General features: G+C 39.2%; 14 protein-coding genes. 4 read left to right on the top strand and 10 right to left on the bottom strand.

What is annotated here, in order from left to right:
• Nucleotides 1-30 precede the first annotated feature (30 nt).
• Both BW721_RS02235 and BW721_RS02230 read left to right on the top strand, forming a co-directional pair.
• Nucleotides 31-1,332, top strand: coding sequence for a Y-family DNA polymerase (locus tag BW721_RS02235; RefSeq protein WP_232222935.1), 1,302 nt, complete (start codon nucleotides 31-33; stop codon nucleotides 1,330-1,332).
• Nucleotides 1,332-1,694, top strand: coding sequence for a hypothetical protein (locus BW721_RS02230; RefSeq protein WP_076765725.1), 363 nt, complete (start codon nucleotides 1,332-1,334; stop codon nucleotides 1,692-1,694). Before BW721_RS02235 ends, BW721_RS02230 begins: the two co-directional genes overlap by 1 nt.
• Nucleotides 1,695-1,742: 48 nt before the next feature.
• Here BW721_RS02230 and BW721_RS02225 read toward each other — a convergent pair whose 3' ends face one another.
• The gene (locus tag BW721_RS02225) at nucleotides 1,743-3,197 is read right to left on the bottom strand and encodes a DEAD/DEAH box helicase (protein ID WP_076765724.1); all 1,455 of its coding nucleotides are present in this window, start codon (nucleotides 3,195-3,197) and stop codon (nucleotides 1,743-1,745) included.
• A 156-nt stretch (nucleotides 3,198-3,353) separates the two neighbouring features.
• On the opposite strand from BW721_RS02225, the gene BW721_RS02220 reads away from it, so the two are divergent.
• A complete protein-coding gene (locus BW721_RS02220; RefSeq protein ID WP_076765722.1) occupies nucleotides 3,354-3,722 on the top strand; it encodes a DUF2500 domain-containing protein in 369 nt (122 codons plus the stop codon).
• 280 nt (nucleotides 3,723-4,002) lie between these two features.
• Here BW721_RS02220 and istB read toward each other — a convergent pair whose 3' ends face one another.
• From istB to BW721_RS02200, 4 genes are all read right to left on the bottom strand, one after another.
• Nucleotides 4,003-4,740, bottom strand: a complete 738-nt coding sequence (istB, locus tag BW721_RS02215; protein ID WP_072693368.1) for an IS21-like element helper ATPase IstB — start codon at nucleotides 4,738-4,740, stop codon at nucleotides 4,003-4,005.
• Nucleotides 4,730-5,956: an IS21 family transposase gene (istA, locus tag BW721_RS02210; protein WP_076765721.1), complete on the bottom strand. Its 1,227-nt coding sequence runs from the start codon at nucleotides 5,954-5,956 to the stop codon at nucleotides 4,730-4,732. The genes istB and istA overlap by 11 nt, the downstream gene beginning before the upstream one ends.
• A gap of 373 nt (nucleotides 5,957-6,329) precedes the next feature.
• Nucleotides 6,330-7,142, bottom strand: coding sequence for an alpha/beta hydrolase (locus tag BW721_RS02205; protein WP_076765719.1), 813 nt, complete (start codon nucleotides 7,140-7,142; stop codon nucleotides 6,330-6,332).
• Entirely contained in the window at nucleotides 7,123-7,614 is a 492-nt protein-coding gene (locus BW721_RS02200; RefSeq protein ID WP_083686758.1) for a family 43 glycosylhydrolase, read from the bottom strand. The genes BW721_RS02205 and BW721_RS02200 overlap by 20 nt, the downstream gene beginning before the upstream one ends.
• A 234-nt stretch (nucleotides 7,615-7,848) precedes the next feature.
• Between BW721_RS02200 and BW721_RS02195 the strand changes: the two genes are divergently transcribed.
• Nucleotides 7,849-9,033 (top strand): EAL domain-containing protein, encoded by a 1,185-nt coding sequence (locus tag BW721_RS02195; RefSeq protein WP_076765717.1) that lies wholly within the window; start codon nucleotides 7,849-7,851, stop codon nucleotides 9,031-9,033.
• 49 nt (nucleotides 9,034-9,082) lie between these two features.
• Here the strand turns inward: BW721_RS02195 and mgrA are convergent, their stop codons facing one another.
• The 5 genes from mgrA to BW721_RS02170 all read right to left on the bottom strand — a co-directional run bounded on the left by mgrA (nucleotide 9,083) and on the right by BW721_RS02170 (nucleotide 14,617).
• Complete coding sequence (mgrA, locus tag BW721_RS02190) at nucleotides 9,083-10,072, bottom strand: L-glyceraldehyde 3-phosphate reductase (protein ID WP_076765715.1); 990 nt, start codon at nucleotides 10,070-10,072, stop codon at nucleotides 9,083-9,085.
• Between the two features lie 78 nt (nucleotides 10,073-10,150).
• Nucleotides 10,151-10,990: a carbohydrate ABC transporter permease gene (locus tag BW721_RS02185; protein WP_076765714.1), complete on the bottom strand. Its 840-nt coding sequence runs from the start codon at nucleotides 10,988-10,990 to the stop codon at nucleotides 10,151-10,153.
• The gene (locus BW721_RS02180; RefSeq protein ID WP_198031394.1) at nucleotides 10,990-11,838 is read right to left on the bottom strand and encodes a carbohydrate ABC transporter permease; all 849 of its coding nucleotides are present in this window, start codon (nucleotides 11,836-11,838) and stop codon (nucleotides 10,990-10,992) included. The genes BW721_RS02185 and BW721_RS02180 overlap by 1 nt, the downstream gene beginning before the upstream one ends.
• 119 nt (nucleotides 11,839-11,957) lie before the next feature.
• A complete protein-coding gene (locus tag BW721_RS02175) occupies nucleotides 11,958-13,316 on the bottom strand; it encodes an ABC transporter substrate-binding protein (protein WP_232222934.1) in 1,359 nt (452 codons plus the stop codon).
• Between the two features lie 347 nt (nucleotides 13,317-13,663).
• The gene (locus BW721_RS02170; protein WP_076765710.1) at nucleotides 13,664-14,617 is read right to left on the bottom strand and encodes a zinc-binding dehydrogenase; all 954 of its coding nucleotides are present in this window, start codon (nucleotides 14,615-14,617) and stop codon (nucleotides 13,664-13,666) included.
• Between the last annotated feature and the right edge of the window lie 10 nt (nucleotides 14,618-14,627).

Below are 14,627 nucleotides of genomic sequence, written 5' to 3'. Positions count from 1 at the left end.
GTATGTTCTTATAATATGGGTAAAGGAGGATTGATGGTGATGTTCGATTATTCGTCTGAGAGGAGCGACGATATTTTGTGTATCGATGTGAAATCATTTTTCGCTTCTGTTGAGTGTGTGGATCGTGGTTATCATCCGCTAAGAGCTTTACTAGTCGTGATGAGTAATGCTGAAAACGATGGTGGCATTGTCTTAGCTGCCTCTCCCAAGTCTAAAGAAATTCTCGGAATTAACAATGTGACGCGCAAATACGATATACCGCCCCATCCTGATCTGATTGTTGTTCCACCTCGAATGACACGTTATATTGAGAAAAATAATGAGATTAACCAAATCTACCGTCATTTTGTCAGCGATGAAGATTTATATATTTACAGCATTGATGAGTCCTTTCTATCGATTCGCCCTAGTCTAGCATTATTCAAGGAAAAAACAGCTTACGATATGGCCCGAACGATTCAAAAACAGGTTTATCAGCAAACTGGCCTGTATGTCACCGTTGGGATTGGCGATAATATGTTACTAGCTAAGTTAGCGCTAGATATTGAGGCAAAGCATAACCGCGACTTTATTGCGGAATGGCGCTATCAAGATGTTCCCAATAAAATCTGGAAAATAAATGACTTGAGCGATATGTGGGGAATCGGCAGTCGAACAGCACTAAAGCTCAATAAAATGGGCATTCACACGGTTTACGACCTGGCTCATAGTGACTTTTATCAGTTAAAAGAAAAGATGGGTATCATTGGGGAGCAGTTGTTTGCCAACGCATGGGGAATTGATCGTAGCAATATTCGCGAGCGCTATAAGCCTCTGGAGAAAAGTTATGGTAATTCGCAAATTTTGCCCAAAGACTACCTTTACCGACATGAAATTAAACTTGTCATTCGTGAAATGGCTGAACAAGTTGCGGCTCGGATTCGTAGGCGACACTGCCAAACGGGATGTGTGAGTTTGTATGTTGGTTACTCTAAATATGAAATGGCAGAAGGTTTCTCTCGTCAACTCAAAATACCACCTACTTCTCATTCTAAAAAATTGGTTGCTTATTGTTTAGAACTGTTTGACAACTATTATGGTGGACAAGCGGTGAGGCGAATTGGAATTTCCTATTCTAAACTAAGCTATAGTTCTGATATTCAATTAGATCTATTTGAGGACCCAGAAAAGCAAATCGCCGAAGAACAACTCGATTATTTGGTAGATAAAATTAGAGAAAAGTATGGCTTTCAGTCACTTGTACACGCTAGCAGTTTACTGGATGGCGCAACTGCCATTCATCGAAGTAGCTTAGTTGGTGGCCATGCTGGCGGAATGGAGGGTATTCAGTGATGAGTAAGTATTTAAATGACCACTATCGCGATCGTGGTATGAAAAAATGGGCAGGATTTTACCTATCTGAACATTCGTTAGAGCAGGAAAAATATGCTGCAGCGCAGTTAAGCATCAATAGACAAAAACCACAAATGGATCTCTACGATATTGGTCAAGTTTTGGAAGAAGCGAGGCTCAAAAACAAGCAAGTCGCTATCCAACTGGAAGCAGTTGACAATGAAGGCAATTATTTTGATGATGTGGTTGGCTATCTTAAAGGCGCTGATGCTATGGGTATTTATATTAACCAAGAAAAAATCCATTTTGATGAAATCAGGCATGCCTGTTTAGTAGAGAGTCAAAAATGGAGCGCACTATAAGAAAAAGCGCCCAGCTAAGAAGTGATTTCTTAACTTGGCGCTTATTGGTTATTTACGAGCTTTTCTTACTTTTAATTGTTTACCTTTAATCGTTCTATCTTGCATTTCTGAAATGACGAAGCTTCCCTTGCCATTTAGAATTTCGATATAAGTCACATTTTCTTGAATGGTAATAATGCCAATATCGTCCGCATCCACACCCTTAATATTCGTCAGAGTCCCTACAAAGTCAATGGCACGTAATTTTTTCTTTTTTCCACCATTAAAATAAACTTTGGTAATGCCTTTGTTGAGGTCTTTGTTACGTGGAGCTTTTGGTGTCAGGCGACTTTGGCTTTTCGTTTCAAAGGCAGCTTGCATACGCGATACAAGGCGTTGGCTCGGCGGAAAGACTTCCGTCAGCTCATCCGTTTCGTCAAAGGCATAATCACGAACCGTTTGCCATTGGTAAGTGTCTTTGTCGGACACCATGGTTAGGGCTAGGCCTTTTCGACCGGCACGGCCTGTACGCCCTGTTCGATGAGTGAAGCTTTCTTTTTCAAAAGGAACATCATAGTTAATGACGTGTGTAACAGTATCTACGTCAATTCCTCGTGCAGCCACATCTGTCGCTACGAGGTAACGTAATTTCCCTAATCGGAAATCACTCATGACAGCTAGGCGATCATCTTGATCCATGCCACCATGTAATTTATCAACAGTTATGCCCTCTTTGCTTAAGAAGGTCACTAAGTCGTCAACGGCCCCTTTTGTATTACAAAAAATAATACTCGCATCAGGGTTTTCAATCGTTAGTAAATTAAGTAAGAGTTGTGGCTTATCCATGTCTCCCACTTTAATAAACGATTGCTGAATAGCTGGTTTTGTTTGCTTTGATTCTAATGACAATGCTAGACGGTCAGATTTCATATAGAACTCAGCTAATCGCTCTACTTCAGATGGCATGGTTGCTGAAAACAGCATGGTTTGGCGGTCGGTTGGTAAATAGTCAATAATCGCTTCTACTTGATCAATAAAGCCCATATTTAGCATTTCATCGGCTTCATCCAGTACAAGGCTGTTTACTTTATCAACTTTCAAAGTACCTTCTTGCAAGTGCTCAAGTAAACGCCCCGGTGTTCCAACAACAATATGACTCTTTTGTTTGAGCTCTGATTTTTGGATTTTAAAGGGAGACTTCCCAAAAACGGCTGTCACTTTAATACGTTTTAGGCGGCCGATGTTCGTTAGTTCTTCTTTAATTTGTAGCGCTAATTCACGTGTCGGTACAATAATTAAAGCTTGTGGCTTATTTTCTTCCCAGATAATTTGTTCGCATAGGGGAATACCAAAGGCAGCTGTTTTCCCACTACCAGTTTGTGACTGAGCCATAATATCTTTTTTAGTTAAGGCTGGTGCCAGCACTTCTTCTTGGACAGCTGTTGGTTTGCGGTAGCGCAAGCTAGCTAGAGCTGTCAGGATTTCATTGCTTAGACCGAATGATTCAAATGTTTTGTTTTCCATAATGTCCTACTTTCTTTTTCATCGCTGAATTAGTATAACAGTAACGTTCGAGAAAAAGAACACTTTTAATGATACTATCATGCGATTGCTTAATGGCTTTTCTAAAGGGTATAATGGAAGTAACGATAACGATTGAGCAAATAAAGGAGTGTTGGCATGTTTTTTCTAGTTGAATCATTCATCCCGATCATCTTTATCATGGTAATTGGCACTATTATTTTCCAAGCGGTCAGAGGCATCATAACATGGAATAGCAATAATCAGTCACCGATTCGGTCTGTGGAGGCGCGCGTCACGTCAAAACGGGCAGATATTAAGCGGCACAACAATGTTCATCATGGTCCAGGAGGCATCCATCACAATCATCCGTCGACTTCGACGACTTATTATGTGACCTTTCAATTCGACGGCAGCCAGCGCCTTGAATTTCGAATAAGTGGCAAAGAATACGGGCAATTAGCTGAGGGTGATAGCGGCAAATTATCTTATCAAGGTAGCAGGTACTTAGACTTTGAGCGGAGATAATAAAAACAAAGAGGTTCGAGCGCTTTTAATGGCTTGAACCTCTTTATTTTTGAGTAATCCAGAGGTTCGGGCGACTTTTAGCCTCTGAACCTCTTTATTTTTAAGTAATTCAGAGCTTCGGGCGACTTTTAGGCTCTGAACCTCTTTATTTTTAAGTGATTCAGAGCTTCGGGCGACTTTTAGGCTCTGAACCTCTTTATTTTGTCAAGGACAGTATAAAATTGTAGGTTTATGACAGAATAAAAATGTAGGTTTTTGACAGTCTAATTTAGAAGTCCATTTATATTTTCCCTTTCATACGATATGATTTTCCAGTAATCTTGAAGACTTTAACATGGTGAACCAGACGATCAAGAATGGCGGCGGCTATTTCAGAATTCTGAAATAGCTCCCCCCATCGAGATAAGATAATATTTGTCGTAATCATTGTTGATTTTTTTTCGTAACGCATCGTTAATAGTTGAAAGAAGAGGTTAGCTTCAACTTTTTGAATTGGTAAATAACCTATTTCATCAATGATCAAAAGATCATATTTGGCATATCGTTTCAGAACACGATCGACGGTCCCTTTTTCAAAGGCAGAACGAAGACGTAAAAGTAATTCATGACAACTGATAAACAGTGTACGGTAGCCTTGATGACATGCTTCAATGCCTAATGCGATGACAAGGTGTGTTTTCCCTACACCAGGGTTTCCAATGAAAACTAAGTTTTCTTTTTTCTCCATAAAAGCCATATGTTTCAAGTCTAGAATCTCTTTTTTGTTAACGCTTGGTTGAAAGTTGAAATCAAATTCTTCAAGTGATGTCCGTTTGGGAAAGTGTGCGCGCTGGATGACACGTTCCACAGTCTGATTCGTTTGAAAATCTAATTCTTGATTAGTTAATTCTAGAAGAGCTTCTGTTAAAGAAAGCTCATCCCGATTGGCAATTTCAACATAGTTTGGCACATATTCTCTCATATGTTTTAAATTCAAGGCCTCTAGATTATTTAATAGCTTTTGATAGTTACTGCTCATTCGAAGGCACCTCCAGTAAATCATATTGCTTTAAACTTCGTTTAATATGTTCTTGGATGTCATCTTCTTCTTTGTGGCTCATGACATCTGATTTAAGTATCTGAACCAAATCTTCTTGGTTATAGTTCAATCTTTTTGTGGTAAGTGGGTGCGAACGAATCTGTTCTCCGTTATAATAAATGTGCACGTGCTCTTCGTTTTCGGAAAGATCCAAGTCAACTTCTTTTCCGATATAGCGAGGGTCTACAGAGTACCTACATTTGCGGAAAATGACCATTGCTTCCTTTGTGACTTTACGGCGAATAGAGTCTTCAAAATAAGGATTTAACAAGTCATCTTTTAGCTTATGCAGGTGCTCTTTTTCATTAATTTTCCAAAGTATATCAGGAATCTCATCCGTTGCTTGAGACACTTCCGAATTTAATTCATCACAAAGTTCGTCAACGATTCGAATGAGATCTGTCGAATCATAAAATTCATGATTGTAAACCCGTAACCGGTCCATTGTTCTAGCGAGAGCTTCTACGCTACCTTTTGTTTGGGGGCGAAAAGGGCGACAGACCATTGTTCTGAACCCTGCATCTTTACTAAAAGAATAGAAACGATCATTTAAATGAACCTGAGAGAATTGAGTTCGTGATCGGTCGACGACAGTTTTCATATTATCGAACCATATTTCTTCTGGAACACCACCGGTGTGATAAAAGGCATCATTCATGCACTCAAACAATGTATCTTGTTTACGATCAAAGGTAAGCGTAATAAATTTCTTCTTTGAGTAGGGCAATATATAAAGAAAAATATTAAAGCGGAAGACTTCTCCCTGACTGCTTATCAGTCGCATTTCTTCTTTCCAATCGATTTGTGCTGAAAGACCAGGCGTATATTCGACGCGTACCGTTGCTTTCTGTATCCGTTCTTTTTTCACTCCACGGCAATAGTCTCTAACAAGACTGTAACTCCCATCGAACCCTTTCTTTTGTATGAATTTGAAGATACTTTTAGCGGTACATTGATCTTCTAACTTAATATCTATGATTTGTTTGAATGAATCTAATTTACTCGGATATGTCCTCCTTGTTTTAGGTTTATTACCTTGTAACGCTGCTTTAACCGTACGATAGTCACATCCGTATTGTTCCGCTAACGCAGTATAATTGGGCTTTATGCCATCAATCATATGTTTTTTCACTCCTTCTCTGATATCTCTTCTCATTCCTATTCCACTCCAATTCTATAGGGGATAAGAAGAGTATATAAAAAATGTAGGAAAACCAACAATTTTACATTGTCATTTTCCTACATTTTATAACTGTTCTTTACATTTATTTTTAAGTGATTCAGAGCTTCGGGCTGCTTTTAGGCTCTGAACCTCTTTATTTTTAAGTGATTCAGAGCTTCGGGCTGCTTTTAGGCTCTGAACCTCTTTATTTTTAAGTAATTCAGAGCTTCGGACGACTTTTTAGCTCTGAACCTCTTTATTCTTAAGTAATTCAGAGGTTCGGGCGACTTTTAGGCTCTGAACCTCTTTATTTTTAAGTAATTCAGAGGTTCGAACAGCATTTAGGCTCTGAACCTCTTTATTCTATTTAACTAACGTTATGTTTAACCCAAGTTGCAAAGAGTTGCGGCCAAACGGCAACGGCTTCGTCACGCTCGTAATCGCCTCTGCCGCCTGTTTCATGTGTCGCTAAACTCAATCCGTGGCCTCCTTTAGGGAAGATATGTAATTCGTAAGGGACACCCGCTTTTCGCAAAGCATCTGCAAAAAGCAAACTATTTTCTGCTGGTACAAGACCGTCTTCTAGCGTGTGCCACAAGAATGTTGGTGGCGTTAATGCACTCACCCGTTTCTCCAGAGATAGCTCGTCTTTTAAGCTGGCATAATTGTCTGCCAGCAAAGCCTTAAAGGATCCTTCATGGGCAAATTCGCCACTTGATAAGACAGGATAAGCTAGCAATAAGCCATTTGGTTGCCAGTCTTCTTTCTTTCCACCTAATGCTTGCACTAAATGGTCGTCTTGCCACAAGACACCTAAGCTAGCAGCTAAATGACCACCAGCTGAAAAGCCAGCTACAATAATTTGCTCTGGATCAACGTGCCAGTCGTCACTATTTTGACGGACTAATCGTACGGCACTGGCTAATTCTTCAAGAGCTGTTGGATAAACTGCCGGTTTTACGCTGTATTCTAGCACAAACGCCTGATAACCGTAGCTCATCATCTTCACTGCGATTGGCTCTGCCTCTCGATCGGATAAAAATTCATAGCCGCCACCGGGACAAATTATAATCGCCGGCCGTTTACGATTTACATCAATCTCAGGCGAATTTTCAATAATATAGGTCGTTAAACGTGCAGAGCTTTTCTCATAAAATGAATCAATTGTTTGATGAATCATGTGACACTCCCCCTAATTGGCGCACATAAATATCTTTATGCGTACCCGAATAATAAACAGTACCATCGTCATCCACAAAAAGTGACGGGTCAATTCCCGGTGTGTCTAGCCAAATCGGATCAGACCATTCACCGCTAATATCGTCCGTCCAAATCAAAAAGTTCCCTTGAGCAAAATTATCATCGGCAACATTGCTACAAACCATATAAAAACGGCCGTTAATCTCCCGAATGGTTGGCGCATAAAGACCAAACGCACTCGGAATTTTACGTGATAAGGTCATTTGTTCTGGTCGTGATAGGCCGTGACTAACCAGCTCCCAATCAATTAAATTTTTACTGTGATAAACAGGTAATCCCGGGGAAAATTCAAAGGTACTCGTTGCTAAATAAAAATCATCCCCAACACGACAAATACTGGGGTCAGGGTTAAACCCTTTAATAATCGGATTAGTATAGGTATAAGTGGTCATAGCAGACTCCTTTCATATAAAACGCTTACACCCTATTATAATTCATTTATAAAAAGATATACCATCATATTTAGACCATTCACCTTTAAAATTAGACTTTCGTACTGAAATATAAGCCCTTAATTCCAAAATATATTTATTCAGATAAATTCACAACAAAAATAGTATACTTAGCCGATAAATATACTATAATAAACTATAAAGGAACCAACTCTTTTAAGATGGAGGTGTGAAATGATTAGCCAAGAGGAATCCTTAAAAAGTATTATCGAAGAAAAACGAATACGGAATGTCTTTCAGCCAATAGTATCGCTAGAAAATGGTGATATTTTGGGCTATGAAGCACTGAGCAGGATTGTTGGCGAAAGTGCGTTTGAGAATACAGAGCAATTATTTGTGGCTGCTAACCAATATGACTTATTATGGCCACTAGACTTATTGTGTCGAACAAGAGCTTTTGAGGCTGTTCAAACCTTTATAACACCTGATTTTAATAAGAAAATATTTGTAAATATTAATCCTAATATTATGACGAACTATTCTTTAGAAGAGAGTTTTTCTAAATCGTTTTTAGAGCAGTATGGTATCTCTCCTACTCATATCATTTTCGAGATAACAGAACGAACGGTTATTGATGATATGAGTGGCTTTAAAGCGACGATTGAACATTATAAAAATCAAGATTATAAAATCGCAATTGATGACACTGGCGCTGGCCACTGCGGCCTTAATCTGATTAGTGATGTTGACCCCAACTACATTAAGTTGGATATGAATTTGATTCGCAATATTCATTTGAGTAATATCAAGAGGGCTCTCGTTAAAGGAATGGTTGAATTTTCTAAAGTTTCAAATGTTAAATTAATTGCGGAAGGCATTGAAACCTATCCCGAACTTGAAGCGATCATTAAATTAGGTGTTCACTACGGCCAAGGTCATTATTTCCAAAAACCTGAAACGGCTATTCAAGCTATCCCACCAACTGTCATTAAAACAATTGAAACGCTTAACGAGAAATCGCAGCTGAGTCAACAGCATAAACAGACGATTGACAGTCTATCTACTCAAACAGATGTCTTTTCACCGGATGATACGATCGGTGAGGTCTATACTTATTTTATGAACGATCCGGAATGTTTAGCCTTAGCAGTTGTCAAAGACAAGCGACCGGTTGGGTTGATTAGTCAAAAGACTGTTTTAGAATGGATGGAAGAAGAAAACCAACCCTCTACAAAAATTGCGAATGTGATGACTAAGCAATTCTTATCTGTGGACCGCTATACACCTATCAATACGGTTTCACATTTAGCCATGGCTCGCTCAAACCATAAAGTCTATGAGCGAGTGATTATCACAGAAAACAATTTGTTTTATGGTACCGTTACGGTCAAAACGATCCTCGAAACACTAACCGATTAAACGAGCTAAAAGGAGCAGGGAAATGATTCCCCTGCTCCTTTTTTAGTCTTTATTTTGCTAATATACGATCAATCTCTGCTAATTCTTCTGCTGAGAAATCAAGATTTTGAAGGGCTTTTAAGTTGTCCTCCAATTGGCTGACACGCGATGCCCCAATTAATACACTTGAAACCACAGGCTGACGCAAGTTCCAAGCTAGAGCCATTTCAGCCAATGTTTGACCACGTTTCTCTGCGACCGCGTTTAATTGGCGAACCGTATTGATGGTGTTATCGACATTTTCTGCTGACAAGAATGGGCTATCTGAACGATGCGCACGAGAACCTTCCGGAATACCATTTAAATAGCGGTTGGTTAATAACCCTTGTGCCAATGGACTAAAGACAATCGCACCCAATTCTTCTTCGGCTAATACATCTGTTAAGCCGTCTTCAATCCAACGATTAAACATATTATAAGCAGGTTGATGGATAATAAATGGCGTATGCCATTCTTTAAACCATTTCGAAATCTCTGCTGTTTGTTCAGGCGAATAATTTGAAACCCCAATATACAAGGCTTTTCCTTGTTTAACCAATAAATCAAGTGCTTGAGCTGTTTCAATAATTGGCGTGTTGGGATCTGGACGATGGTGGTAGAAAATATCCACATAGTCTAATCCCATCCGCTGTAAACTTTGATTACAGCTAGCGATAATACTCTTTTTAGACCCCCACTCACCATAAGGACCTGGCCACATATAATAACCTGCCTTAGACGAAATAATGAGCTCGTCACGATAAGTTTTAAAATCTTCCTTAAACAAACGACCAAAGTTTGTTTCAGCCGACCCAGCTGGTGGACCGTAGTTATTAGCTAAATCAAAGTGGGTAACGCCATTATCGAAGGCCGTTCTTAAAATAGCACGTTGGTTTTCGAGTGAATCAACATCGCCAAAGTTATGCCATAAGCCTAGTGAAATTGCCGGTAATTTCAAACCAGACTTACCCACTTGACGATAACTCATATTCTTATAACGGTTTTCATTTGCTTGATACATCATCACGCCCCGTTTCTTATTTGTCTTCTCTATTACATCACTTTGGAAAGAAAAGATAAAAGACTAGTCAAAGGCTAATTACCCTTTGACTGCCCCTGAGGTAATACTCTTGATGATGTGCTTTTGCATGGCTAGATAGAAAACTACCACTGGAATAATCGCTAGAACAAGCAGTGCCATGAGAGAACCATAGTCGGTATTGCCGTATGAGCCTTGTAGGTATTGAATGGCGATTGGAATGGTCTTGTATTCCGTTCCTAGCAACAAGTATGGTAATAAGTAGTCATTCCAAATCCACATGGCATTTAAAATAGCTACCGTAATAACAGTTGGTTTCAAAATCGGCAGGACAACTAAGAAGAAGGTGCGTATCGGTCCACAGCCATCAATAATAGCCGCCTCTTCAATTTCTTTGGGGACGGATTTAATAAATCCTGTGAAAACAAAGACGGATAAACCCGAACCGAAACCAAGATAGATGAAAATAATGCCTATTGGATTGTCTAAACTTAACTGGTTGGCAAACCATGTGAGTGTAAACATCACCATTTGAAAAGGTACAATCATCGAGAAAACAAACAGATAATATAAAGATGAAGTGAATTTATTCTTAACACGGACAATAAACCAAGCTGTCATGGATGTCAATAAGACAATCGTTCCAACTGAGAATACCGTAATAAAAATAGAATACATAAAGGCCTGCCAGAAGTTTACGGTGCTAATCCCACGTGTATAGTTTTCTAAGCCAACAAAGGTTGTTGCATTCGGTAGCGAGAACAGATCTTCACTAATGAACAGTTTTCCCTTGAAGGAATTAATTAAGATAAGGAAAATAGGCGCTAAAAATAGAATCGCTAGTGCCAACACAATAATGAACCAGACCTTATCGCTGAATTTTTTGGATGATGTATTCATTAGTTTTCTACCTCCTTACTACGTGTTAAGTAAACTTGGGTAATGGCGATAATCCCAACGATGATGAAGAAAATAACCGCCTTGGCTTGTCCAACACCTTCCCAGCCCATACGACCGTAAAATGTCTTATAAATATTCAACGCCAACATATTTGTTGTTTCTGCGGGCGCACCATTTGTTAATGCCAAGTTTTGATCAAATAGTTTAAATGAGTTAGTTAAGGTTAAGAATAAACAAATTGTTGCGGATGGAATGACTAAGGGAATAGTCACGTCTTTTAGAATTTGTAGTTTGTTCGCCCCATCAATTCGGGCTGCTTCGTAAAGGTCATTTGGAATATTTTGAATACCAGAAATATAAATGACCATCATGTAGCCTATTAATTGCCAATTCATCAAGATAACCAAGCCCCAAAAGCCATATTCAGGACTATAGGTAATCGTTACGCCGAAGTTATAAAGAATAGAGTTTATAATAGCTAACCACACATAGCCCAGTACAATACCACCAATTAAATTGGGCATGAAAAAGACCGTTCTAAATAATTTCGTTCCTTTAATTGCGCCTGTCAGTAGCAAGGCTAAGAAAAAGGCGATCACATTAATCGTCATGACAGAGACGATTGTAAACTTCACTGTAAACCACAAGGCACTCATAAAACCAGGGTCCGCAAAAGCTTTCTTATAGTTTTCAAAGCCAACCCAAGCTGCATCGACGATTGTATTAAATTCAGTGAATGATAGATAAACACCCAATACAAATGGAATTAAAAAGGCAATAACGAAGGCGACCAGTGTCGGTAAAACGAATATGGGAAAATATTTCTTTAGTGATTTGTGCAAAACCATGACCTCCTATTCAAAAAAATCATTGTTACTTTAGTATGTTTGATTGATGTACAATCTTCGTAAAAATAATGAGATTAGTCTTCTTAGAGACTCTAAGAAGACTAATCTATTCAGTATCATTATTGTGTTAAGGATGCTTCACGAGCCCATGACTCGATAACAGTCTCTGTTACTTCGTCCCATGTTGCTTGCTCTTGTGCATACATTAATAATGCGCTACCGAAATCATCCTTGAACTGTTCACTTGGGAATGTTGTAAATGACCACGGTACACTGTATTGCATTTCATCATTCATTGAAGCAAGGACATCTTGTGCTAATGGATCAGTTGGGAATTCATCTTCAGTAAAGCTGTTAAAGGTTGGAATGAACCCAAATTCATTAATCACATAATCCTTACCTGTTTCTGAGCTGTACATCCATTCAACAAAGTCAATTGAGGCTTGAATATCTTCTTCAGCGGCTTGGCTGTTGATTGCTAAGAAGTTTTCTGTCCCAATCGCTAGCCCTTGACTCTCTTCACCTTCAGCCCCAATATAGATTGGCATAAAGTTAACATCTTCTTCGTTTACAACGTTCCCTTCCGTACCACTAATTTGGCCCCAGCCCCAGTTCCCGTTTTGAACCATTGCTGATTTTCCTAAAGCAAATTCAGTCATTGAATCAGTCGTTGTTTTGCTTCCTAGCAATCCAGGTGCTGTTGTTGAATTGTTCAAGTATAAATCAAAAATGTTTTGGTACTCTTTTGAGTGGGTAAAATCAATTTCACTTAAGCTATCAACATCTTTATCTTTGTATTCATAGTAAATCGGTAAGTTAGCTAAGTGAGTTTGGAAGCGCCATTGCTCACCAGATGCTAGAGATGTTGAAGAGAATACCCCTTCAATACCTAATTCATCTTTCAAGGCTGTCATATCTTCTACAACCGCTTTTAATGCATCAAAATTATTAATGTCATCAACTGATGTATAGTCTGTTTTCTTATTTGCTGAAGCAAAGTATGTTTCCATAATTGCATTGTTGTAAATAATACCATAGCCTTCTACCGTAATTGGTAAGCCGTAGACACTCAAATCTTCTGTAATGGCTAAGTCTTTATCAACTAGCCAGCTGTATAAGTCTGTTTTACTTAAGTCTAATGTGTAGTCTTTCCAATTATTGTAGCCAATTGGTCCATTAATAAAGAACACAGTTGGCGGTGCTGATTTGGTGATTTCCGTTTTCAAGGTTTGCTCATAGGTACCACTCGCTGCCGTTACCATTTTCACTTCAATGCCTGTTTCTTCTGTATAAGCTTCTGCTAAGTCTTCAATCGCATCTGCAATTTCAGGTTTAAAGTTTAGATAGTAAACAGTCCCTGCATCGGCTGTTTCGCCACCGTCATTTCCTGAACTTGCGTCAGGATCAGATCCACCACATGCTGCCAATAACGTCGCTGCACTCATCATTGATAATAAAGAAAGTAAAGATTTTTTCATATTAATCTCCTCAATTCGCTTAATTTTTTCCTTGCTCATATAAAAAAATAAAAGCTTGTTCTTGATAATGAAATTATTGCCCTTTCCACCCCTCCTTAGTAGCAGAGCACCCGCTTGGAAAACGATTACACTAAGCAAGTAGAAATAACTCGCAAAACGATGAAGGCAACAAAACCAGTAATCATCGATGAGCAAGCGCTTTCGCTATATATGAAGAATATCACTATTCATTAAATTAGACAATAGGAATTTCAGTTAAAAAAAGACAGTTTGTCTAATTTTCCCAGTCTTATCGCATTTGATACCGATAACAGAATTTCAAAGAAAGTAGGCAAAATGTCTTACTTCTAACGATCAATTACTGCAACCAAACGACCTGTCACTTTATTATCTTCTAACAACTGAATCCCTTCTGGAATTTCATCTAATGTGATCTCTGTTATTTTTGGATGGAGCTGTCCTTTAGCAATCATATCGTAGACCGCAATAATATCTTCCTTCGTTCCACCATTACTGCCGATTAGTGTTGCTTGTTTAGTAATCATAGATGTCACATTAATGGTCGTTTCTAATTTACCCATGCCGACGAGCACCACTTTACCTTGGAAGCCAACTGCTTCTAGTGCTTCTCGAGTCGTAATATCAAAGCCAGCGAAGTCAATAATTACATCTGGCTGATACTTTGAAATATCTTTCACATTTTCGAACACACCAGTCGCGCCTAATTCCTCTGCCAAAGCTCTTGCATTTGGATTCGTATCGATAGCATAAACCTTCGCTCCTTTAGCCAGAGCTGCTTCCAGCGCAATCTGTCCCAGACCGCCAATCCCAATCATCCCAACAGTCATGCCCGCTTCAACGCCACCCTTTGTAAAGGTTGCGTGGTAAGACGTCATCCCAGCATCCGTTCCAGCTGCCGCTTGAGCAAAAGACACCCCATCTGGAATCAAAATTAAATCCTCTGCCGGCGCCAATACTTTGGTGCCAAATCCACCGTCATAATGATAACCCGGTGTCGTTTTACTAGGGCCAGTCGGGCAAACCGCTACCTTGTCACCTACCTTAAAGTCGCTAACCCCTTCACCTATTTCAGAAATAACATCTGCTACCTCATGTCCCATAATAATCGGTAAATCACCAAGTAATTCTAACCAACCTGGATCTCTCAACACACCCACATCAGAGTGACACAAACCTGCAACCTTGACATCTATTACAACCTTACCAGCTTCAACAACTGGATCAGCCTTTTCAATCAGTTCTAACGGTTCGTTTGTTCCTACAAATTGCCAGCCTTTCATAGCGATTCCT

The organism is Jeotgalibaca sp. PTS2502 (genome assembly GCF_001975685.1).
GTDB classification, from domain to species: Bacteria; Bacillota; Bacilli; order Lactobacillales; family Aerococcaceae; genus Jeotgalibaca; species Jeotgalibaca arthritidis.
The sequence above is the reverse complement of the archived record's forward strand: the minus strand, read 5'-3'. Positions and strand labels throughout refer to the sequence as shown.

What these genes read in the sequence shown, in the direction of transcription:
- BW721_RS02230 (WP_076765725.1), top strand. Translation starts at nt 1,332, where the DNA reads ATGAGTAAGTATTTAAATGACCACTATCGCGATCGTGGTATGAAAAAA.
- BW721_RS02225 (WP_076765724.1), bottom strand. Translation starts at nt 3,197, where the DNA reads ATGGAAAACAAAACATTTGAATCATTCGGTCTAAGCAATGAAATCCTG.
- BW721_RS02220 (WP_076765722.1), top strand. Translation starts at nt 3,354, where the DNA reads ATGTTTTTTCTAGTTGAATCATTCATCCCGATCATCTTTATCATGGTA.
- istB (WP_072693368.1), bottom strand. Translation starts at nt 4,740, where the DNA reads ATGAGCAGTAACTATCAAAAGCTATTAAATAATCTAGAGGCCTTGAAT.
- istA (WP_076765721.1), bottom strand. Translation starts at nt 5,956, where the DNA reads ATGAGAAGAGATATCAGAGAAGGAGTGAAAAAACATATGATTGATGGC.
- BW721_RS02205 (WP_076765719.1), bottom strand. Translation starts at nt 7,142, where the DNA reads ATGATTCATCAAACAATTGATTCATTTTATGAGAAAAGCTCTGCACGT.
- BW721_RS02200 (WP_083686758.1), bottom strand. Translation starts at nt 7,614, where the DNA reads ATGACCACTTATACCTATACTAATCCGATTATTAAAGGGTTTAACCCT.
- BW721_RS02195 (WP_076765717.1), top strand. Translation starts at nt 7,849, where the DNA reads ATGATTAGCCAAGAGGAATCCTTAAAAAGTATTATCGAAGAAAAACGA.
- mgrA (WP_076765715.1), bottom strand. Translation starts at nt 10,072, where the DNA reads ATGTATCAAGCAAATGAAAACCGTTATAAGAATATGAGTTATCGTCAA.
- BW721_RS02185 (WP_076765714.1), bottom strand. Translation starts at nt 10,990, where the DNA reads ATGAATACATCATCCAAAAAATTCAGCGATAAGGTCTGGTTCATTATT.
- BW721_RS02180 (WP_198031394.1), bottom strand. Translation starts at nt 11,838, where the DNA reads ATGGTTTTGCACAAATCACTAAAGAAATATTTTCCCATATTCGTTTTA.
- BW721_RS02175 (WP_232222934.1), bottom strand. Translation starts at nt 13,316, where the DNA reads ATGAAAAAATCTTTACTTTCTTTATTATCAATGATGAGTGCAGCGACG.
- BW721_RS02170 (WP_076765710.1), bottom strand. Translation starts at nt 14,617, where the DNA reads ATGAAAGGCTGGCAATTTGTAGGAACAAACGAACCGTTAGAACTGATT.